Genomic DNA, 20,959 nt, shown 5'->3' on the forward strand with positions numbered 1-20,959 from the left:
TTTACTCACCATCCAAAATAACGCTGTATTCATCATTAGCTACGTAAAAATTACCGAATGCATCTCGCTCAGGGAATCCATTTTCCGTTGCCTGTACTATCTTAAGTTTCGCGTTACATTTGTGGCATTTCGTAAATTTATTCCCCTCATATTCATATTGATTTCCACGATTCCCGCACATGCAGCAATCGTAACGTGTACGATATCTCGGTTTACCTTCATCGTCATACTTAATACCTGTTTTCCAATGAGTCGGATCCGCTTCTTCTTTTTTCGTGATTTTTGCTATCTCTTCCATAGGAAACGAGCTACGATTCACTTCTACGATTGGTAGTTTACGAGTTTGCTTATCCGTGGTCATCTTAACAACTGATTCCTGAATCTGTTCATGCGTAACACCTAGATCCACAGCCTTATGAACTTCCGCTTTTGCTATTGCAGCGCCTAATGCTGAGACATCCACTTCTGGTGGGTGCTGATTAACCACTTTTACAAGTTCTGCTGCGGTATTGATAAATGAAAATTCATCTGTTTCTTTTTTTAATCTTAGATTGGCAGGCTCCGCATCAGAGTCATAAAATTCTATATTTGTTTTCAGTACCGGCTTAATCTCGATGTAAGTACTAGCGCCTACAAAGCTGGAAACACCACCACGAATATTATTTTTAATAAAGTCGAAAAAGACTGTAGTTAATGCGTTTACGTTTGCTTCTTTATTTAAACGATCGAGTCCGTATTCATAAAGCATTGCGTGAATCGCCTCATGAAGTACGTTTTTCATTTGCCCTTCATGCTTCGCTACATTGTCCGAAATCTTGATATGTTGTTCATGATACGTTACTTCAGCAATCCTTACTTCTCCGTTTTCTCTTTCATCAATCCAGCCTTTTACAACTTCCACATCGTACGGCACGCTACCAATCATCAGTTGTTTAGGTATGTTCATATAACTTTATCCCCCTTTAAATTGGTAAATTATTTTCAATTTCCGTTCGTAATTTATCTCGTAGCCACTTAAACTCTAAATCTTTTTTATCGATTTTCGCCTGGATTACTTTTGCCTGGTCCTTTGTATAACATTTACGGAAATCGTTGTATAATTTCGAAATTTCTTTCTGCAGCTGTCTCATTTCACGGTTCGAATAATAACTTACAAATTCTGTTTTACAGCTTGGACAAATGAAATAGTGCTTGTCTACACGGTTCGATAATCGTACTGTGAGCATTTGGATACGAAACACGTGCTCACATACTTTACATTTCGCTTTTACGGGTTTCATAGTTTTGGATGCTCCTTTCTTTCAAAGGATTTTTTTGTTTGGTTTCTAACAAACTTCATCTTTAATTTTTCTGGTTCTAATGAACCTCTAGACGAATACACCATATACTAATTTAAATACGTTCTAGGAAAGCAGGTGTGTACTATGCCTTCTGTCGTTGGAAATCTTGTCGTTCAAAACAGTAATGGTGCTTTCAATTTAGGGGATTTTTATAACGTATCTCCAAAAGAGAATACAAAATCTTATAATGGTTCAGGGGCATCAAATGTTTCTTTTGTTGTTAATACCTTTAACGGTGTTAGTGCAACGAATACATTTGATTCTGATGTTGCTGATCAAGACCAAGTTGTATCAAGTTAAAATTATTTATTTCCCTCTCCCCCTTGAATAAAACTCGATATTCCGTCAATACTGTGCATAGGCGATAGCCAAAACTCATATTAATGAACCTCTATCAGCAGTAGTTCCCTGACCTGAGCAGTTAGCTTTTGCTAGCTGCTCTTTTAATTACACATTTTTGTCTTAACACTCATATAATATTGTGAATTTAAAAATCATTTCATGTTTAAAGGAAAAGTATTCTTTTTCATTACTCCACTCCCTCTTTAAATAACACTGTTTAAATAAGGTTTTTAAAGAGGGAATACATTAAAAAAATCTTGGTTACACTGTAAACAGGCTCGTGAATAGCCAAATTTACTAATACCCACTCTATGTCTATTACCTTGGGCCGAGCAATTAGCAAAAGCTAATTGCTCTTTTATATTGAGTTAATAATAAAATTTAGTCTTATTCCTTTTCTACATCATATACTTTTAACCTAACCATCCAGCTCAAAGTGTTACCTCCTATCTTAAAGAGCACTTATGCATGGTGCTCTTTTTTAGTTTCCTTATTTCTACAAAATGAAATTTTTATTTAGTTTTCTTTCATGCATACTATTTTGTGATTTGTTTATACTATAGTTGTAACTTTTTGTTACAACTCATAATATGTATGCTTAGTAGAACTCCTCAGTGCATTACAATGGAGCGGCTAGCTAGATTAGCTAGCTGCTTTGTTGTGTAAAATGAAGTTTTTATTTGGTTTTCTTTTTTGCATAATATTTTCGATTCTGCTCATACTATGTTTGTAACTCGCAATTACAAAAGCATCATTTGATAAGCACCGTTTTCTTTTCTTACCAGGACAGCTAGCTAATCACGCTAGCTGTTTTATTGTATAAAATAGTGTTTTTGTTGGGTTTTCTTTCATTTCCGAATAATTTTTTCAATCCTGTTCATACTATTTTTGTAACTCTTAGTTACAAATTACTTCTGTAAGCGAGCATTTCTTTTGTACAGCAAGCAGTTAGTTTTATTAACTAGCTGCTATGTTGTGCTTAATGAAATTTTTATTTAGCTTTCTTGCATAACTTTTTAGATTCTGCTCATACTATAGTTGTAACCTTTAGTTACAATGTATTGTGGGTATTGTTCTTCTTGGACGATAAAGCAGTTAGTTCATTGAGCTAGCTGCTTTGTCATTTACTAAGTACAAAATAGCATTTTTGTTTAAAATAATGCTCCCATCCATTTGGACGCATTTACCAGTATTTTTACCAAAAAAATTCATGATATGGTTATTTAGTCGAGTACGTCATTACTTGACAATTACCCTTAGAAGCCCCGTAAATAAACGGGGTTTCTTTTATTAACATTCGAGTTTCAATATATGTCTGTAAAAATAATCAGTTAAGTGTTAAAATTCCATAGATAATCTTTAGGGAGTTTTCATGTAATTAAACAAGAGTTTAAAAATTCTCGAATCTTAGCCCCTAGGAGCGCCCTTCAAGGGGCTAAACAATTTAAAATAATGATTTTATCTAAATCCATTCACTAACCTCATACTTTGACATACAATAATAGTGCCTTTCTATATAATGTGAGCTCGTCACTGTCGTTATAATGAGGTATAAGGAGCGCTCTCGATTAGCGCTCTTTTTATTTAAATAAAGATTTTGTTATAAAATTTCACCTATCTAAAAAACATACATACAATATCTTGGGTATCCTTTTTCAACATTAGTTTTGGTCAGAGCGCCTTCCTCTCAAGGCGCTCTTTAATTTCTAAATAACATTTTTAGGTAATTACGAGAGCGGATTTTATTATGTTGTACAAGCACTACTTCACTTTATTAAATAGACTATATAGATATCTAAAAGAAGGGAGCTTTAAATTCATATGGCTGATTACTTTTATAAAGATGGTAAAAAATATTATAAAAACCAATCACATTCCAACAATCAAAAAAACAACTGTTTTATTGAAACTCATACGATAGCTGGTTTTGCAGAAAATGCAAATGGAAATATACCTGTGTCTGTTTTCCTTCAAACCACCGCTCCACAAACTGTATTTGAGGATTTTACAAACAATCATAATAAAACATTAATTCAGTTATTCGTTGTCGGTATGAGTGCACCCGTTCAAGTAACTATTCTAACAAGAAGATCTAGCGTACCAATTACTACTACATTACAACCTGTTCAAACAAAAATATTTCAAGTTGAAGATTTTCAAAGTCTTACTCTTACAAAGCAGGAAGGTTCTAATAGTGAAGTTAGTTTATTTGTTCAAAAAACATTTTGTATATGCTGTAACGATAATAACGATTCATGTGATGAATATTACCACGAATGTAATTGATAGATTAAATCACCAGAAGAACCCTTTATATAAAGGGTTCTTTTCCTTTCACTCCCCTCATTTCCTCGTTTTTTATTAAAATAACTATTTTATTAAAAATCTTTAATGAGCTAATCCTTACAATTTTGTAATACTAATGTCACTGAAATCAATTTTTTCACTATAAACTCTTTACTATAATTTTCCTTATAAAGTTATAAACACACAGTAAGGAGCGACTTAAAAATGTCTTTTTCTCAATTAAATATTGATGCTTTTCGAGCAATCAATGATTTAGGGAAGTCATATTCATCCCTAAACTCAACTATGGTATTTGTGGCGGAATATATGGTGTATTTTTTAGGTTTAATTATTATGGCTTATTGGTTTACTCAATCTAGAAAAAACAAAATGATGATTATTCAAGCGATGGTCGCTTTCGTAACTGCTGAAATAATTGGAAAATTAGCAGGGAATTTGCATTTGAATTATCAACCATTTGCAGTATTACCTAATGTTAATAAACTTGTCGATCATGCAGTAGATAATTCATTTCCTAGCGACCATACGATTCTATTTTTTTCAATTTGTTTTTCATTCTGGCTTATTCGTAAAAAGGTTAGATGGTTATGGCTTGTACTTGCATTCTGCGTAGCTATTTCTCGTATTTGGGTAGGAGTTCATTATCCTTTCGATGTAATAACAGGAGCTTTAATAGGAATTATTTCAGCGCTATTTTCATATTGGTTAACACCGAAAATTACATTCATCAAACAATTGCTTAATCTTTACGAAAAAATAGAACAAAATGTAATACCATCCAAAAACAAGTCAAAAAACTTTTGATTAATCTCACAAAGCTAAAAAGATTACATATATTACCGAGTATTTTTCAATATTGTCTTGATCGAAGAGCGCTCCCCTGGGTGCTCTTTAATTTTAAAATAACGCTTTGGTTTAGTTTTTTGACTGTTCAAATGCTTTTTTCTCACAATCTACACATGCTACAATGTCACCATCTTCATCGAATTGATAAATAGATTTCTCTTCAATATTCTTGTTTTGAAAACAAAGATCACAATTGAATTGTCTTTTCTTATCCACTAATTCGTCATTAATTTTCTTAGTTAGTTTTACAATTCCGATATTCTCATAAGGTTGAACTTCATAACCCTTCAAATGAAGGTATTGTGCTACTTTTTGCATTTCTTTCCAACATTCCGTTCCTTGACCAACTTAATAGTTACTGTATTCATTTTTCATTCCTCCATTTTTTAATAAAATTCAAATTTGATATTTATCAAAATCTTCAATACCATGTAAAATTTACGTAAAGATTGCTATGATTCAGCCTATCCACTCAAGAAACGTTATATAATGAACTTGCAAACATCTGGTTTGCGCACAACTACCTTTCTGTACGACATAACTCTTTGCTAGGAGAAATCCTAGCCTTTTTTATATCTTCAGACTAAAACCTCCTTAGGTACTATTGGGACCTTCCCTTTAAACCGATACCCCATTCTTTCCATCTTCCCTCGAACACCTAACGCACTTTTCCCTAACCTTTCCGCAATTACATCGATGCTGTAACCTCGATCATACAAATCTACAATTTGCTTTACTTCTTGCTCTGTATATTTTGTATGATTCCCTCTACGTACAGGCCTAGCTTTTATCTTCAATTCTTGTAATCTACGCTTTATAGAACTCTCTGTACGTTGTAACCTCATTGCAATTTCTGGATATGTGTAACGGTGTGCATTCACTAAACTTTTAAGTAACAAATCGTCGTCTTCGCTCCATGGTTTTCCACGTTTCTTTTTTGCTACCAGGTCCGCATTACGTTTCTCTATCATCCAGTCTGGTTCAGGACCAAAAATGCCTGGTTCAATTCTAGAAAAATCCACCACGTGTTTATGTGTTTTTAACCACTTCCATAAATCACGGTAATATACAACTTTTACTTTCTGCTCTGATGAAAACAATTTGAGCTTGATAGGAAATCCGAAACGTTTGCTCCAGCTTTTTATACAGTTATAATCGACACCTATAACCTCAGAAAGCTGTAAAATAGTGATACCGTCAAAATGTAGTCGTGCGTCACCTAAACCTAAGCGTTGCGCTTTTATTTTTACAGCATCCACTGAACGTCCAAACTTTGTTGCCATGTGCTTGATACTGTATATTCCCCAATACTGTTCCAAATACGCTACTTCTTCTTTCTTCCATAACGTATATCGTGCCACCACTTTGCCTCCTTTTTAGTAACCAGATGCCTGACGATCATGATTGATTTTATTTTTTTCGATATATGCGTTGTAAATTTCAATAGCCGAAAATCCAAGCGCTGCACCTAAGTACGCCAAGTCATTCATCAAGGTCATGTAGTGTGCTGCAGTCCATAATTTGTTTTCATATAAATCGTTAAACACATCGATAATTTCTGTTTTTGTATTTCCTTTGCTATTACGTACTACAAAGGCATCGATATATTTATTCCATTCACGTTCTAATCCAATCGATAAAGCAAAGTGAAGTGCATCAACAAATTCGTCTAATAACGGATTGTAGTACTCCTTATCTTCTTCCATCATTTGACCCTTGTTACGTACATCTTTTGTAATCGGTTTGTTATTTCCACTCCAGAACTTATGACCACGCCAGACATGAAGTAACTCACTTAACTCGTCACGAAATGATAATTTCTTTTCTTGAAACAAAGACACGTTTTGTAAACTACGTTTTTCCACAATCTTGTTATCAAGGTCTTTTTGAAGCTGGAATAAATGAGTGATGTTCATTGTTTTGCACGCTCCCCTTTTTTAAACAACTCTATAAAACTTCTCACCATTCTTTCTACACTGGCACCAGTTAAGTAATTAACAAAGGGTGCAGTTTCTGCGAATTTTAAAGAGTCCTTTTCAGGTATTCCTGCACAAATCAACTTTTCTTTTACGGCTTCAATAATTTTTACTCTTTTCTCGTTCTTACTATTGAACTGAGCCCCCACGACCTTTACAGCCTCATCCTTATAGCAATTATGCTTTTCCATGTAGTAATACACTTCTTTCCAAAACTCATTGTCTTTCACCACAGACATCTCAATCGCTCCCTCCTTATCTAGATCACAAAACTAACAATGACCGCTACCACCATATAAGAAACAATTAACGTAATAGACTTTTTACGTAAACTTTTAATCTGCTTCCGTAATTCGTTATTTTCTTTCAATACACGCTTTGCGTAATTATCTTTCACTTTCACTTGTGATTTGTATAAATCAACTGCTAACTGCAAATCACGATTTTCTTGCATCACATCTTTTAACTGTTGCTCCGAATTGTCCAAATACACTACCGCCTTTCGTGGCTCCCCTTTTGCTACTTTCCTTTTTTGCTTAACCATTTCACGTTTTAATCTTTCCATCTTTCTATCACTTTTCCGATTTTCGTACCCCTTCCCTTGCTGTCTACCACCCACAATCGTACATCCTTCCTACAGCTTTTTATTTTCTTAAATGCTCTAAAAATAGTTCATTGAAATTCTCGTTTTCTAGTTCTTCCAATCGCTTCTGTACACGTTCTAAACGTACTGGACCCAAACCTAACACTTCTTTTACTGCACGTAATGCTAATGTTCGGCCATCTTTATACGATAAAAGGGATACTTGCTGCACTTCACCCCTGTGAAAACTTTGCCGCTCCCTTGTTCTCTTTTTCTCACGTTCATTCGCCCGGCGTTGTTGACAGTTCAAGACGTTCATCGTCTTCCCTCCATTTTTTAAAGCAGCTGCTAAATAACAATTCTGCGTATGGATCTTGCGGTACTGGGTCTAACACACCAGTCTTTTTATCTTTTCTTAATGAACTTACTACCCAAACCATGTTGTACGGTTCTCCAGCAATGCTTCCCACAATTCTTGCTGGCTTTACACGTGGTAATGCTGTTGCATGACGCTTTGTAAATAACGATTTACGCGGTCCCTCTCCTCTTCCCACATGCTATTCCTCCCTTTGTTTAAGCCAGGACTCAACACTCTTTTTCTCGCCCCATCGATACCCTACACTTCCTTCTGCTTCAATCGGAACTGGAAATCCTGGTACTGGAGGTTGCTCCATAACTTGTTTAATTTGTTTTTCTGCTGCCACTACAATCTCTGGATCATCATCTATTTCAAAAATAATTTCATCGTGAATTTGTGCAATCATATCGGCACTACCATGAGCAAGTACCCCTTCTTGTTTACCAATAGATTCATAAATTTCATTTTGTACTTTCTTCATAATGTCAGCTGCACTACCTTGCACTGGCGTATTCGCTGCTTGTCTTTCAGCTGAGCCACGATCTCTTCTATTCGCGCTGTTAATGCCTGGTAGCAATCTCATATATCCATAAATCGTTTGCACATAACCTTGCTCCCGTGCTTCTAAAACAATCTTGCGCTGATACTCCGGTATGCGTTTGTATGCTGTTTTAACAGCATTTACAATTTGTGCACATTCGTCTAATGTTTTACGAATCATGTATTTCGTTTTAAATGTGAACTGTAAAGCGTGCTCGGTCCCTCCATAACTTATCGCTTAATCCCGTATTTCTACGGGCGCTGACTATACCTTCTAAAGATGTTTTTTAAACCGTCCTGACTGATCACGTAATATATTTGTATTTCCTAAATACCTACCGAGATTATTCCAGCACTCATGTTCATGCTGGTGACACTTTTTACAAAGGACTTCCAAGTTATTAATATCGTTATTTTTACGGTTCCTGTCTTTATGGTGAACAACAATGTCATTCTCACTACCACAACGGTTGCAAACTTTTCCGTAAGCTTCATAAGCAATCCGTTTATAATAAGGCGGTGTACCACCACTCCAGTTATTGTTGTTTTCACCCTTTTGGTTATACCCCTTTTTAACGTATCGTCTCTTGTACTTAGTCCTATCCCACTGTTTGCTAATATCCTTCTTACAGTCAGTACAATATTTTTGTCTGTTGCTAGTAGGTAGATACTCTTTTTCACAAACCTTGCATACTTTTGGTTTGCTAGTTACGTTTTTAGTCAAAACCATCATTCCTTTTCACATCTTTAGCCCACCGTATAAATAAGCTCGATTGATTTAGGTAAATACCTAGCCGGCTTATTATAAGTCGATACACTACCTGTTAAGGCAGCACGGGATTAACATAGACAAAAGTCCTTAGCCTTCCCCGTTTTGAGTGGATTTTACTTCGGCATAAGCCCTATTACTCTACCGAAGTTTCCAGCCTTTGCATCTGTACGCTCTTTCTTTACAATTTCATCCTCAGGCTTTCCAGTCATTACAGACGCTGTTCTACGGTGCATATCCCCGCCTGTATTAAATAGCTCCGTCATGACCTCGTCACCTGATTTCCATGCCATTAAGCGAAGCTCGAACCCTGAGAAGTCAATGAAGAACAATATCTTTCCTGGTTTAGGTACAAAGAAGTTTCTAATCTTAAACTCATCATTATCTGGTCTCGGTACGTTTTGTCCGTTCGGATTAAAGCTGTTTAAGCGTCCTGTTTCTGTAAATGGACTATACCCGGCATGGATCCGTCCACTCATAAAGTTCAAGTACTTTTCACGTCCTACGATGTGCGAAGAAAGTAATGTCGTGTATTTTTGGATTTTCTTCAGCTGATCGATAACCTCTAACGCTTGTTCCTTATAAGGATGTGGTTCGCGTTTTGCGATACGAATTGCTCCACGCTCTAACTTATCTAAGGTAGGGTCCTTGTCAGGATCAATTTTTTCCCAATTTTCAGGTAATGGAATGCTGAGGTACTTTTCCTCATCGATATCGTTTAGCTTATTCTCAAGCATAAATGCCATATCGATAAGTGCCTCTTGATCAAGACTCGCACCTGTTTTTCCGTACTTAGCCACCGGTATTTTTAAGTAATCAAACATTAAGCTTTTCACTTCGTTCGTTTTACCTGATTTACCGGTATTTATATCAACATTGAACGTTTCTTTCGCGATTTGTTTAATACGTTCAGCAGCTTGTTCTTGCATAATTTCAGCCTCTTGTTTCTTTTGCGTTGCAAGGTTCGGATCCCAATTCATTCCCCAATACTCCATAAGACCGATAACACGTGTGAACGGCATTTCAATCTTATGGAGCCATTCCTCATATCGCGGAATTTGCGAAGCAATTTGGGACCAATATTCATAATGCTGCAGTGCGTAATCCGCATCTTCAGCTGAGTAAAGTAGTCCTTCACCTTTACTCGCATCAATTTCATCAAAGAAATCCACCTTGTATTTCTTTAAAAGGGCTGAAAAGTCGTTCATCGTTACACCAAAAATGTTTTTCGTAGCTGGTTTTAAACCCCATCCGCTTGTAGGTTTTTTCGGGTTATTAATCTTTTGAGGTGCTGCGATTTGTAAACACCGTACCCACATAATCAATGGATCTGCCACTTTTCCTAAAATGTATTTACCATACTTCGCTGCATATTTCGTTTCAAAAGACAAATTGACCGCAATCTTTAGTACATTTTCATTTTTGAATAAGTACTCATCGAGTAAATCTAGTACAACTTTTCTAGCTTCATTCCTATCCATACTTGGTTCAAATACTTGGCCAACTTTATGTGATATTGGAACAACTCTTGATTCATGCGCCGCTGCTGATAAAGATACGGTACAAATTTCGCCTTTCCACGGATCTAACGGTGTTTTTAAATATGCTTTTTCTAAACTTTCTCTTTGTTTTTCTGCTTCTTTCTCATCAATAGCACCTGTAGCACATGCTTTTTCTATATCTTCAAACGCCTTTTTGTAATGCGCTCTAATTTCTTCACTTGCTGCAGTCTCCCAGTCAAATCCTGCTTTACCTGTTTGTATACAACGCTCAAGGTATTTCTTTAACTCTGAGACTGTAAGAATAGCTTGGTAATCTTTCACTTGTTGTGGTTCTACTTTTGGCCAAACAATATCGAATTGCCCTGGCTTCTTCTTTTTTTCCATTTCTACCGCTAATTTCGATTCCTTTACCGGTACCTGTTTTTTACTACTCGCTAATGTTCTTGGTTTCCCGAATAAACTTCCAAGTTTCATATTTTCACTTCCAGTCATATTTGTCTTGCTTGTCCGTATAATTAGTAGTACTCATCTTTTATATGATCAAAGAGACCTTTCTTCATGCAATACGCAATATATGCATTAAATCGTGGCGTTTTTCGATAGCCGCCACTTGTTAAAAGGATCATCCTCATTTTCGCTAATTGATTTACGATTGCCTTCGCTTCTTCTTTATCGATAGATAGCATTGCTTCAACATCACCAAGTCGTAAGTACTTCTGCTGAGCAAATAGTTTAATAAACTCATAGAACTTCATTTCACCTGTTAACGTATCGATTTTCTTAAGATCTGCCGTAAACCTCTGGTATCTTTCTTCTGTCATTTCTTCCTCTTTTATTGCTAAACGAGCATAGTAATTTAAGCCGCAACCGGGAGCATTGTATAAAGCTTTTAAATACTCCCCAATAAACTCAACGTGTCCTGGCCAAACTTGAATTCTTTCACCCGATTCATCAACTGAATGTGTAAGTGCTGCAAGTGCTACTGCTAAACGAGCCACTTTATTCCGCTGATCTGAAGGAGATACAAGTGGTATATCATTCGCATTTCCATATACTTTCGCAAGGTCTGTTGCAACTTCCAGTACTTTATCAATCGTACCGTCTGTAAATAGCACGTCCTCTGGCTTACGTGACCAAGCATATAAGATGTTATTTTTCAATGTATCCTTCTGTATAATCGATGGATACGTAGCAAGCGTTTGGTTGTACAACTCAGGATCCACATCACTCGCTCTCATAAAAACTGCAAAGTCAAAACGACGTATATCCTCGTTATTGAAAATATCTTTTAAACTTTCTGCGCCTTGAGAGTAATCAGCAAGTCGTTTCCCTTTCGGTACGTTCCCTGACATGATGGCACGTACTCTACAAGGTGTTTCAGCTGTTACAGCTCGTTTTACTTCCAGCTTCCCGTCAGAACGAGCAAGCGTCATTTCACCATAATCATCTTTCGTAATACCTGTATCTTCATCAATCCAAATCATTTCTTTATCAGCTAACGGCCACGCACCCCAAACGATGTACCATGCACCTTGAGCACCTGACTGTTCCATCTTGTACGTTAGACCTGTACGAGAAGTACTTTCCGCATTCACGCGTGTTCCAAGTCCTGCATATTTCATTACTTTTTCAATGAGCGCGGACTTACCAGTACCTGTATCACCTACTATTTTTAATTCCACCCAACCACGTAACGGATTTAAATCCCACGGTACCTTAAAGCGAAGGACACTATGAAGTGTTAACAATACTGCAAGTAGCGTTTCATCGCGTTCTACGATGTGTGTTACGTTGTACGTTAAATCGTTACAAATAGCTCCTAACTTTTGTTCAATCGATTCTGCTGTATAATCTGCCGGCTGAAATGTTGCTAAATCTTCTTTCACTTGTTCATTTAGCTCAAAACTTTCAACCACATCCTGAAGCGGTACCGCACTCTTTACAAGTAGTGTTGACTCCTGATTCTTTGGATGCGGGTATACATAGCCAGTTAACTCATAGTACTTGTTCTCACTTACGTTTAGTCCATTTACGGCGTACACTTTTCGTAGTACATAATTCCCTTTATGTTGCTCTTGTTTTTCGTCATCTTCTTCAGCCATTGGGATTACAAGTAACTCTTCCACGTTCATGTTCTCTAAAATATCCGTATTGTATTTCGGGCAATTTGGTATGCCTGATATTTCTCGTAAAATACCTTTTATATTATCGTCACCTACACCCGTCATTTGAATGACTTCCCGATCACTTACGCCCAGGTCTTTATATCCTGTATGTGTATGGATGTCGTATAGAGGGCAATGTACCTTTTTACAACTTTCTCTGCCCCAGCAATGGTACTCAATGTTTTTCGGAATGATGTAAGGTGTATGCTTTTTCCCTGCAACCATGACGCGAGTTTTTACAAGCTTTCCAGTAAGGTCTGCATTACCTGTCTCTGCTAAATGAAGTAACTTTGCATTTTCCTCTTCTTCAGCATTTTTCTTAATGCAGTGACACATATCACCGGCACATGCTACACGTTCATATTCTTTGCTGCCTGGTTTCTTTTCTCCATGTAGTGAACGAATAAACGCACAACCAAATTTGTATGTATTATCACCGCTGTATACCGCATCAATAACGCTTCGCGTATTTGCGACACGCTGTTGTTTTCCGTACTCGTTACTCTCAGATGTAAATTTAAGCACCCAGTCTTCCAGCTCTTTCATTGTTTCTTCTCTCGTGTAGCCAGCGTCTTTAAAGTAACATGCAAGCTGTACTGTTGCCTGGTTTCGGTCACCGTCTTTTTTCCAGCCCCCATTTAAAATATCTACTACACATGCCGGTGGTTTATCTTTCTTAAACTGGAATTCTTCTTTCGCATACTTACGAGCACTCGTTGCTGCAGCTTGTTCATATTCTTCTGTCTTATTTATAAGTAAATACCCCGTACGAGGTCTGTATTTCATTGCCTTTTTACGTTCATCTGCCGTATAAGGTAGATCGTCAGCGTGTCTTGGTGATTTCGCTAAATCTTTAATTTCTTCCAACGTTAATTTGTTTAATTCATTTACACTAATTTCTGTTTTAAATAGGTTCGTTTTTTGATGCATACTGTTCGGTAAACGAATCATCCGTTTTTCTGTATATACCACAAGGTCTAGTGACGTGAGTCCTAGTCTATGGACTAAGTACCCAGCCATATGTTTGAAGATTTTATGAAGGTCGTTTCTCGGTTCAATACCGAGCGCATCGGAGCTTATTAAGATGTGGAATCCTTTTGATCCAGAAAAGTAAATCCACATATCCGATTCACGAATGTCCATCTCTTTCGTAAAAAATTCCACCAGCTTTATTGCATCTTTTTGGCTGACTGATGGGTCTTCCGCATGGTCAAGGTCAAAATATAGGGGAGCAATAAATGCCTCCCCCTTTACTTTTGTGTCGTTCGCAAATCGTTGAACTGTAGCAAAGCAATTGAAATTGAATGCCTCTCCCGTTTGGAATTGCTTCACTTCAGAGGAAGGGATTCGTTTCCAAGGAATGCTTCTACCGTTCTGATTGCTGTACCATGCGTCTACATATTGATATTCACTTGTTTTATCTTTCTTTTTTGCCATTTGTAGACGCCCTCCTTAATTATTCTGAAGCTTGCTCTGTTTCTTCTACGTTAATTCCGTAATCTTCTGGTTTAAATACACCAACAGGTTGGAAGTCGATACCGATCCATTGGTTACTAGCATTTGTACGACTCTTTCTTTCAGCTGTTACAAGACGTGTAACAATTCTGTTTACCCCAAGTTTTGACGGGATTTCTAAAGCTTTATATTTCCCTGTATACACATTCATCGCAAAACGACCGAAAATAATTGTGTCTGTTGGGCTAAAGCTCATTAAGTAGATACGAGGGAAGTCGTCCGGGCTTAATGTTGATACTGGTACCACTGATGCCATATAACGAAGCTGAATAGCGTCTAACTCGTATCTTTCTTGTGCTTGTGGGTTCTCAGCTAGCCACTGATTTAACACTATCTCTGCTTCTTCTTTTGTTCTCTCAGCTACAATTAATTGTCCAGCCTCCGGTGATTCTTCTAATCCCCATACAGACCAACGTTGCTCACCGTATCCGATTACTACATCAATATTGTCACCATACGATACATTCTCATCGTCTTTCTCAACAAAATTACCTTTCTTAGTAACTGTTAACCACTCGCCCATACGGACGAAATCCATATCGAGACCGTTATTCGCTTCAACAAACCCCTGCTTTGTTTCTTCTAAAATTGCTGTAATATAATTGCTTCCATCGTTTCTTTTCGCCACCGCGTTATTTTGTACCACTACTTCATTTTGATTTGTCTCTTGTGTCATTATTTTTTCCTCCTGCGCCCTTGTAGGCCATGTTTTTTCCAAGCTTTTCGTTTTGCTTGGCTTTTCTTTTTTCGATAGGTTACTTGTCTTCTACGCTTCGCGCGTTTCGTTTCAAGTCGTTGAACCTCTTCTAAAAATGGCTGTGCTTCCCTTGCTGTCGCTATTAACCCCTCACCAATACCTTAAACTACAGTCTTCATAGCATTCCAAACTTTACTAGCCGTATCTACAATTACCTGAAATGCTTTCTCTGTCTGTTCTTTATCTACTGGATTCACTTACTTCACCTCTTTCGCTGAAGCAATCAATTCTGTAACTTCATAAAGTGCACCTACATATTCGTACTTACCCATCGTTATCACCCCTTTCACCAAGGCATATCATTTAAGAAACCGGCTACTGTATCACGTTCTGTTTTCGGCTTTCTCGGTACCGTCAATCCAATTCGGCTGTATACTTTCCTACGGCTGTGATATTGGTCCTTAAATACTCCAACATTGTAGTCAACGTAATCGAACCAGTATGCCTCTTTATCCGGATTGTTTCGATCAGGACGCATAATACGTCCAATTTCTTGCTCAACCGATGAACCGCTATTGCTCTCCCGTGAATCACCACGTTTCGGCATTACCATGTGACCAACTGCTAAATGCTGCATGTCCAGTCCTTCACGAGCTAACTGAGTAGCGAATAAAATATCTACTTCTTTTCGGTCGCAAGCCTCTAAAATGTCTTTACGTTGCTGCTTTGTCACTTGCCATTCGCGAATTTCTTTTTCTGAATACTGAGCAACCTTTACCTGCCAACCGTACTTACCTTGCTTTTTATCTACCGCATGATCACTATCGATAAGCTGCTGTGCGTGTTTTTCATTTTTTGCTTTTCTCCAGGTGTAGCGACTAATACCTCCGTGTACTACAGCGGTATTAATCTGTTTCCCGTAATACGTATCTCCGTAACGTTCTTTCAATAATTTTTGTACGAGTTGTTGTAAGACAAAACAGTACCGGACAGATTCCGTAATAACTATCGCAGGTCCTAATGGATAATGTTCTACGATACTTTCAGCAACTAATTTTGCACGCTTCTTATCTGAAATAAGGTGACGAATTAGGTCTGTATAATCGAGATCTTCTCCACCAGCATCTACACTATCAATCTCGTTACGGTTACTTGCCGTCTCATAATTGAACTCGGTATATACGAATTTCACTGCTGGTTTTATTAGTCTCCCAGCTTCATACATTCCGTTTCTGCTAATCTCGTACACTTTCGGACCTACACCGTTGTACATATAGATTTCCAATCCATCTTTTCGAGAAGGTGTTGCAGTTAGTCCAATCATATTTTCAGCTGTTAACTTCCCAGCCGTTTCAATGAATTGTATTGCCGGAAAATGATGGGCTTCATCCACTACTACCGTCCCGATAAAATCGTTTAGTGCATCAATTAAATGTGGATTTCGCTGCAAAGTTTGCACTGTAGCAACAATTAATTTACCGTCTCCCCAATCATGTACACCGTCACCGAAAAAGCCGATACGACCGATACCAGGCATTGTATCCTTAGCTCGCTTTGCGGATTGATACATTAAGTCTTTTGTATGAGTAAGCCACAATGCTGCTTTACCCTTTTCGTAAATGTAGCGCATGCCCATTACGGTTTTACCTGAACCAGCCGGTGCTACACCTATTCCGTTTTCTCGCATAAGTGCTTCAACCATTGGTGTCTGGTCCTCTTTTAATACAAACCCGTCATTCCATTCCCCGAAACTAACATCTCGGCCATATGAAATCTGTGAGGTAATAACTTTACTTGGGTCGTAGCCTAAGTTTTTCAGTACCTCTTCCAGCTTTGACAAGAAACCTCGAGGCGTAACAATATCGCCTTTGTCATATACAAACAATTCAAGTTTTGCCTGTACACCCCATGTTGGTCTACGTTGTTTTTTTGCTTTCAAATACGCTGGATTATCAAATGTTAGCGCCTTAGTAATTGCTGCCTTAAGAGGTGTACTAGCACCTCTTATTCTGACGTTGTGTTTTACAAAGATTTGTAGCAAGTGAGCACCCCCGATAGATCGTAAGAAGGTTCGTGGTATGTAAGTCTTGGAAGTGGTACACAGGGAACCGTCTGACTTTGAAATTCTTCAAGTTTTATATGGTTCACATTTCGTTTTTTCATATGAATAAGAGCTGTAATAAGTCTGAATGCGTAAGCCTCGTCCAGCCCCTTGCTTTCATTTAGAAAACTGATAAACACTAAACCTAAATTCTTTTCAATAATTTGATCAAAGTCTCGTAAACCGATAATCTGATTCGGTCTCATATAATCTAGTGAAAATCTACGACTCTCTGTACGTTTCATTTCCGCTAATATATTTACTTCAGATGTTAGTACAATCTCATCGCCTGGACGGGTTGCACCTGCACCATCAGCTATTCTCATGCGCCATACATTCGGAACATGCCTCCAGCTTCTTCTGATTTCAGCTTGGAAATCATCTCCACGTTGTTGACGTTCACGCTGTTTATTCCTCATCGCTGTTTGTTTTGGATCCATAGCAACCTCCTACGCCAAAAACTTCAATAGATTTGCTTGTACGTAAGCTTTTGCCTTTACAAGATCAGCTGATTCTTTTGCTGTTTCCCAAGCATCTTTTGTTTGATAAATCTTAATGTCAATTGATGCTAATTCTTGCTCTACATCTGTAAGTTGTTGGCGTTCTTCTTTGCTGTAATGCAGGCGATACGCATCACGTAATGTATCGTTCGTAAGAGCGACTTTTTGATCATTTACATACGCAAATTGATTACGTCCTTCACCTTGAATTTGCATAAATGCTTCAGCTTCTTTTAGCTCTACAGCGGTTTTCAGCTTCACCTTTTGTTTAATGAGCGACGCTTTTTCACCATAAGCTTCTTCACGTGCCCTACCTTTTTCAAGAACATCCTGTACTGCAGCATCAATTTGTTGTAAGGATGCTTGTAATTCACTTGGATCTAATACACGAACATAATCAGTAGGTACCTTCTTACCTAAAATTTCGGTTGCGGCAGCAAATAACTTTTCTTTCCCATGGACTTCTTGTAGGCTACGAATTTGATTATTTAATTCAGTCATTTATTGAAACCTCCTCAGGATTTGTGCAACGTATCAGTCGAACCAATTTTTCAATTGATACTTTTTCTTTTAAAACCTGGTCAATACTGATTTCTACAATTTCGATATCTAAAGCCCACTTCGGTGTGTAGCCAGCAACCTTCAACTTTAGAGGAGTAAAACCAACTACAATACCATTCCAATTTGTTTTACAGTCTTTCTCTTTTTTACTAGAAATACATAATTGCACAGGTGTACCTTCACCTAATTCGTTTTCATCAAATTGCGGTTTAGTAACAATCACGCTCGTAATCCCTCCTTTGCCTCCGCTATTTTTGTTAACGCTATTTCCACTACATCAGGATTAATACAATCTGTCTTCGCAATACTTTCAACAATCGTATTAATATCAACTAGCACATCTTCTCCTGTTTCCGTTTGAATTAATGAGGCAAACTCTTCCATCGCATACGCTCGTTTCTTCTCAGCTTCAATCCGGCTACGGTCAAGTACTTCTTCACCAGGTTTTGCACTTTGAAGCGGAATCCGTTCTAAATCAAAAACACCTGGTGATTTTACATCGATAAGAAGAACTTGTATTGGTCTAGTAATCTCAGCTTCTGAAGCCGATAAACGTGTAATACTACCGATATTCGCAAACACTTTTCCATCCGAACGCTCGTAAACACCAAAACCTGTATGATCGTGGCCACACAAAACCAAATCCGCCTCTGTTTTTACATCTTGTACTTTTGTGTACCTGTCAAAAGGCGGATCATGATCAAGCAGCATTCCGTGAGCCACGTGTATTTTGGTTGACTCATAATCTTCAATAATATCTGGTGAATAACCATACCCAGCTTTATCAATTTGATCACTGTATGGTGTAAACGTTAGCTGCACATGATTACCGTCCTGGTGGAACATGTGAGCTTGCCCAGGATCATTAATGACTGTAAGCTGCGGAACAATTAACTCCAGTACTCTAAGGCTTGTCCGTCCATATGTTGCAAGATTGTACCCGTATATATCGTGATTACCAGCTGTTGTATAAATGGGAACTGGACTTTCTTTCAGTACTTTTGCAAACTCTAGTAACACACTTGTCGTAACCTCAGGTCTATCAAACGTATCTCCAGGTTGAATAATTGCTGTCACACCTTTGTATTTAGCTAAAGCAAAAATCTCACGTAATTTTGCAACTAATGCCTCTTTGTAGTTATCCTTACGGTTACGAGGATTGGTACCTCTTATATGTGGATCACCGAAATATAGAAACTTCATACTCTCACCTCTGCTTTTTCGTGCTCTTCGTAACGTTGTATCTAAGGTAATACCGCCATCAACAATATGACGCATTAGTGAAGATTGCTTGATTCTTTTTCTTTAATAACTTCTTTTGTAACTTCACCTGTTCCAAGATTAATTGATACATCATCGTCTTCTTTGATACCTAAAGTATTTTGAATTTCCATACAAGCAGCGTCATGACGTTCAAAAACTGGTTTTAATAGTTCCTCAGTTCGCTTTACGTACTTCTCACGAATAGGAGCAATCTCAGCTTTATATTCAGCTTGCAGTTGTTTTTTAATAGCTTTCTCAGTTTCATCCGCAGCTTGTAATTCCTTTAACTGAGCTTCCGTTGCTTTCCCGATAACTTCCTCAGTAATTTTTAAACCTGCAGCATTAGCTAATGCACCTTTTAACACGTTTTTAATTTCGCATTTCATACACATATCCAAATCTCCCTTTCTATAAAGCAGTTACTATGCTTTTTCCTTGTTTTTGTGTCACACCAAGTGCTACGTCACCTATCTCCGCCAAGTGAGTACTGTGCGTAATTAAAATGATTTGACGTTTAAATTTCGTACTGTATTCCTTCAAGAAGTACGCCACGTTCGGAGCATATTCTTGACTCACGTGCTTTCCAACCTCATCTAAGAATAATGGGCCTCTTACACCACTAATCTCCCCTACGGCCAATCTGAGCGCTAGACTAACTACGTCAGCTACACCACCGCCGCGATCATAATCAGGTGGCTTTAATTGCGTTCTTACATCTTCAGACTGTAACCAGTACTCCGCCACTGGTTGATTACCTTTTACAGCAATTTCAATTTCGAATCTGTAGTCTTTATCGAAAACAACTGTAAGAGCTGACGTAACAATTTCTTCTATACGACGTTTTGCTTGCTGCCTCGCATAATCACTTGTCTTTTGAAGAAGAATTTGTACTAAATCAAACTCTCCAAGTTGCTCCTCAGCTTTTGCTTTTCTTGCTTCTGCGCTTTTTTGTTGCTTAACTAACAAATCACGTTGACCGATTTTCATTTTCAATTTATCGCTTGCCTGACGGATATCCGCTCTTGCTTTTAGAAGCTCGTACATAAAAATAGCCTCCTTATACCTGCGGGATGAGTCGTTCTACATGCTCCAGGTTTTCTTTAACTGATGTATCAAGCTTATTGATTTCTTCCTGGATCGTTTCCGGCGTTACCCCATACTGTGCCATTTGTTCAGCGATTTCCGTTAATTGCTTTTCAGCTGAAGACTTTTCCGCCTCTGCTTGGATTTTTGCTGTTTCAGCTTTCTTTAGGTTTACTTTCGCGATTTCAATACGTTGTTTTAATTCCATTACTCATTTCCCCCTTCAAGTTGTTTTGATAGTAAATTTTGTAGCTCGGATTCCACAAACTTTTCTTTATCTTTTAAGTGCCCAATTATGACATAGCGAATAAGCGTATCCAGTTCTTTACGATTTACCATATTTAATTTGTGAATACTGTGATAAACATGATGCATACGAAGATCTATTTCAAATTGACCTTCCCCACTTTCTAGCGCAGCTAACGTTGACTGCACTTCAGAAAGTGCTGTATTTAAACGTCCAACGGTATTAACGTACTCATCAATTTCTTTTGTATTTACCAACACTAAT

Annotated in this window: 23 protein-coding genes and 3 pseudogenes; 3 read left to right on the plus strand and 23 right to left on the minus strand. The window is 37.7% G+C overall.

All coding sequences use genetic code 11. The annotated features are described in order from the left end of the window. Position 1: 1 nt before the first annotated feature. Together DN403_RS16290 and DN403_RS16295 are read right to left on the minus strand one after the other, a co-directional pair. Positions 2–946 carry a hypothetical protein gene (locus tag DN403_RS16290; RefSeq protein WP_149185611.1) on the minus strand — a complete coding sequence of 315 codons (945 nt, stop codon included), beginning with the start codon at positions 944–946 and terminating at the stop codon, positions 2–4. A gap of 16 nt (positions 947–962) precedes the next feature. Then, positions 963–1,280 (minus strand): transglycosylase, encoded by a 318-nt coding sequence (locus DN403_RS16295; RefSeq protein ID WP_149185612.1) that lies wholly within the window; start codon positions 1,278–1,280, stop codon positions 963–965. Between the two features lie 144 nt (positions 1,281–1,424). Here DN403_RS16295 and gerPF point away from each other — a divergent pair, with 144 nt between their 5' ends. The 3 genes from gerPF (at position 1,425) to DN403_RS16310 (ending at position 4,793) form a co-directional block, all read left to right on the plus strand. Continuing rightward, a complete protein-coding gene (gerPF, locus tag DN403_RS16300; RefSeq protein ID WP_061884034.1) occupies positions 1,425–1,640 on the plus strand; it encodes a spore germination protein GerPF in 216 nt (71 codons plus the stop codon). Between the two features lie 1,863 nt (positions 1,641–3,503). Next, positions 3,504–3,968, plus strand: coding sequence for an exosporium protein D (locus tag DN403_RS16305; RefSeq protein ID WP_098920072.1), 465 nt, complete (start codon positions 3,504–3,506; stop codon positions 3,966–3,968). 225 nt (positions 3,969–4,193) lie between these two features. Further along, on the plus strand, positions 4,194–4,793 hold the full coding sequence (locus DN403_RS16310) for an undecaprenyl-diphosphatase (RefSeq protein WP_149185613.1): 600 nt from the start codon (positions 4,194–4,196) through the stop codon (positions 4,791–4,793). 111 nt (positions 4,794–4,904) lie between these two features. On the opposite strand, the pseudogene DN403_RS16315 reads toward DN403_RS16310, so the two are convergent. From DN403_RS16315 to DN403_RS16415, 21 genes and pseudogenes are all read right to left on the minus strand, one after another. Next, positions 4,905–5,203, minus strand: a pseudogene (locus DN403_RS16315) (DUF8088 domain-containing protein). 210 nt (positions 5,204–5,413) lie between these two features. Next, positions 5,414–6,199, minus strand: a complete 786-nt coding sequence (locus DN403_RS16320; protein ID WP_149185614.1) for a hypothetical protein — start codon at positions 6,197–6,199, stop codon at positions 5,414–5,416. 12 nt (positions 6,200–6,211) lie between these two features. Further along, entirely contained in the window at positions 6,212–6,751 is a 540-nt protein-coding gene (locus DN403_RS16325) for a dUTP diphosphatase (RefSeq protein WP_149185615.1), read from the minus strand. Beyond that, complete coding sequence (locus tag DN403_RS16330) at positions 6,748–7,050, minus strand: hypothetical protein (RefSeq protein ID WP_149185616.1); 303 nt, start codon at positions 7,048–7,050, stop codon at positions 6,748–6,750. The genes DN403_RS16325 and DN403_RS16330 overlap by 4 nt, the downstream gene beginning before the upstream one ends. A gap of 20 nt (positions 7,051–7,070) precedes the next feature. After that, positions 7,071–7,430: a hypothetical protein gene (locus DN403_RS16335; RefSeq protein WP_149185617.1), complete on the minus strand. Its 360-nt coding sequence runs from the start codon at positions 7,428–7,430 to the stop codon at positions 7,071–7,073. 25 nt (positions 7,431–7,455) lie between these two features. After that, a complete protein-coding gene (locus DN403_RS16340) occupies positions 7,456–7,713 on the minus strand; it encodes a hypothetical protein (protein WP_149185618.1) in 258 nt (85 codons plus the stop codon). Continuing rightward, a complete protein-coding gene (locus DN403_RS16345; protein WP_149185619.1) occupies positions 7,676–7,948 on the minus strand; it encodes a hypothetical protein in 273 nt (90 codons plus the stop codon). The genes DN403_RS16340 and DN403_RS16345 overlap by 38 nt, the downstream gene beginning before the upstream one ends. 3 nt (positions 7,949–7,951) lie before the next feature. Then, positions 7,952–8,527 (minus strand): annotated as a pseudogene (locus DN403_RS16350) (DNA polymerase); the annotation flags it as partial. Positions 8,528–8,566: 39 nt separating this feature from the next. Further along, the gene (locus DN403_RS16355; RefSeq protein WP_161959116.1) at positions 8,567–9,016 is read right to left on the minus strand and encodes an HNH endonuclease; all 450 of its coding nucleotides are present in this window, start codon (positions 9,014–9,016) and stop codon (positions 8,567–8,569) included. A 176-nt stretch (positions 9,017–9,192) separates the two neighbouring features. Continuing rightward, positions 9,193–11,055, minus strand: a pseudogene (locus DN403_RS16360) (bifunctional 3'-5' exonuclease/DNA polymerase); the annotation flags it as partial. A gap of 23 nt (positions 11,056–11,078) precedes the next feature. Then, on the minus strand, positions 11,079–14,165 hold the full coding sequence (locus tag DN403_RS16365) for a DNA primase small subunit domain-containing protein (RefSeq protein WP_149185620.1): 3,087 nt from the start codon (positions 14,163–14,165) through the stop codon (positions 11,079–11,081). A gap of 19 nt (positions 14,166–14,184) precedes the next feature. After that, complete coding sequence (locus DN403_RS16370) at positions 14,185–14,919, minus strand: hypothetical protein (RefSeq protein WP_149185621.1); 735 nt, start codon at positions 14,917–14,919, stop codon at positions 14,185–14,187. Positions 14,920–15,286: 367 nt separating this feature from the next. After that, positions 15,287–16,879, minus strand: coding sequence for a DEAD/DEAH box helicase (locus tag DN403_RS16375; protein ID WP_149185635.1), 1,593 nt, complete (start codon positions 16,877–16,879; stop codon positions 15,287–15,289). Positions 16,880–16,962: 83 nt separating this feature from the next. Then, positions 16,963–17,481, minus strand: coding sequence for a hypothetical protein (locus tag DN403_RS16380; protein WP_098431938.1), 519 nt, complete (start codon positions 17,479–17,481; stop codon positions 16,963–16,965). Between the two features lie 9 nt (positions 17,482–17,490). Next, positions 17,491–18,042, minus strand: a complete 552-nt coding sequence (locus DN403_RS16385; protein ID WP_149185622.1) for a hypothetical protein — start codon at positions 18,040–18,042, stop codon at positions 17,491–17,493. Next, entirely contained in the window at positions 18,035–18,325 is a 291-nt protein-coding gene (locus DN403_RS16390; RefSeq protein WP_149185623.1) for a hypothetical protein, read from the minus strand. The genes DN403_RS16385 and DN403_RS16390 overlap by 8 nt, the downstream gene beginning before the upstream one ends. Further along, on the minus strand, positions 18,322–19,380 hold the full coding sequence (locus DN403_RS16395) for a metallophosphoesterase family protein (RefSeq protein ID WP_149185624.1): 1,059 nt from the start codon (positions 19,378–19,380) through the stop codon (positions 18,322–18,324). Before DN403_RS16395 ends, DN403_RS16390 begins: the two co-directional genes overlap by 4 nt. After that, positions 19,380–19,757 carry a hypothetical protein gene (locus DN403_RS16400; RefSeq protein ID WP_149185625.1) on the minus strand — a complete coding sequence of 126 codons (378 nt, stop codon included), beginning with the start codon at positions 19,755–19,757 and terminating at the stop codon, positions 19,380–19,382. Before DN403_RS16400 ends, DN403_RS16395 begins: the two co-directional genes overlap by 1 nt. A 16-nt stretch (positions 19,758–19,773) precedes the next feature. Further along, on the minus strand, positions 19,774–20,409 hold the full coding sequence (locus DN403_RS16405; RefSeq protein WP_000273132.1) for a chromosome segregation ATPase: 636 nt from the start codon (positions 20,407–20,409) through the stop codon (positions 19,774–19,776). 13 nt (positions 20,410–20,422) lie between these two features. After that, complete coding sequence (locus DN403_RS16410) at positions 20,423–20,656, minus strand: hypothetical protein (RefSeq protein ID WP_079245388.1); 234 nt, start codon at positions 20,654–20,656, stop codon at positions 20,423–20,425. Further along, positions 20,656–20,952 carry a hypothetical protein gene (locus DN403_RS16415; RefSeq protein WP_149185626.1) on the minus strand — a complete coding sequence of 99 codons (297 nt, stop codon included), beginning with the start codon at positions 20,950–20,952 and terminating at the stop codon, positions 20,656–20,658. Before DN403_RS16415 ends, DN403_RS16410 begins: the two co-directional genes overlap by 1 nt. Between the last annotated feature and the right edge of the window lie 7 nt (positions 20,953–20,959).

The sequence above is a fragment of the Bacillus sp. AY2-1 genome (genome assembly GCF_008368965.1).
GTDB classification, from domain to species: Bacteria; Bacillota; Bacilli; order Bacillales; family Bacillaceae_G; genus Bacillus_A; species Bacillus_A thuringiensis_S.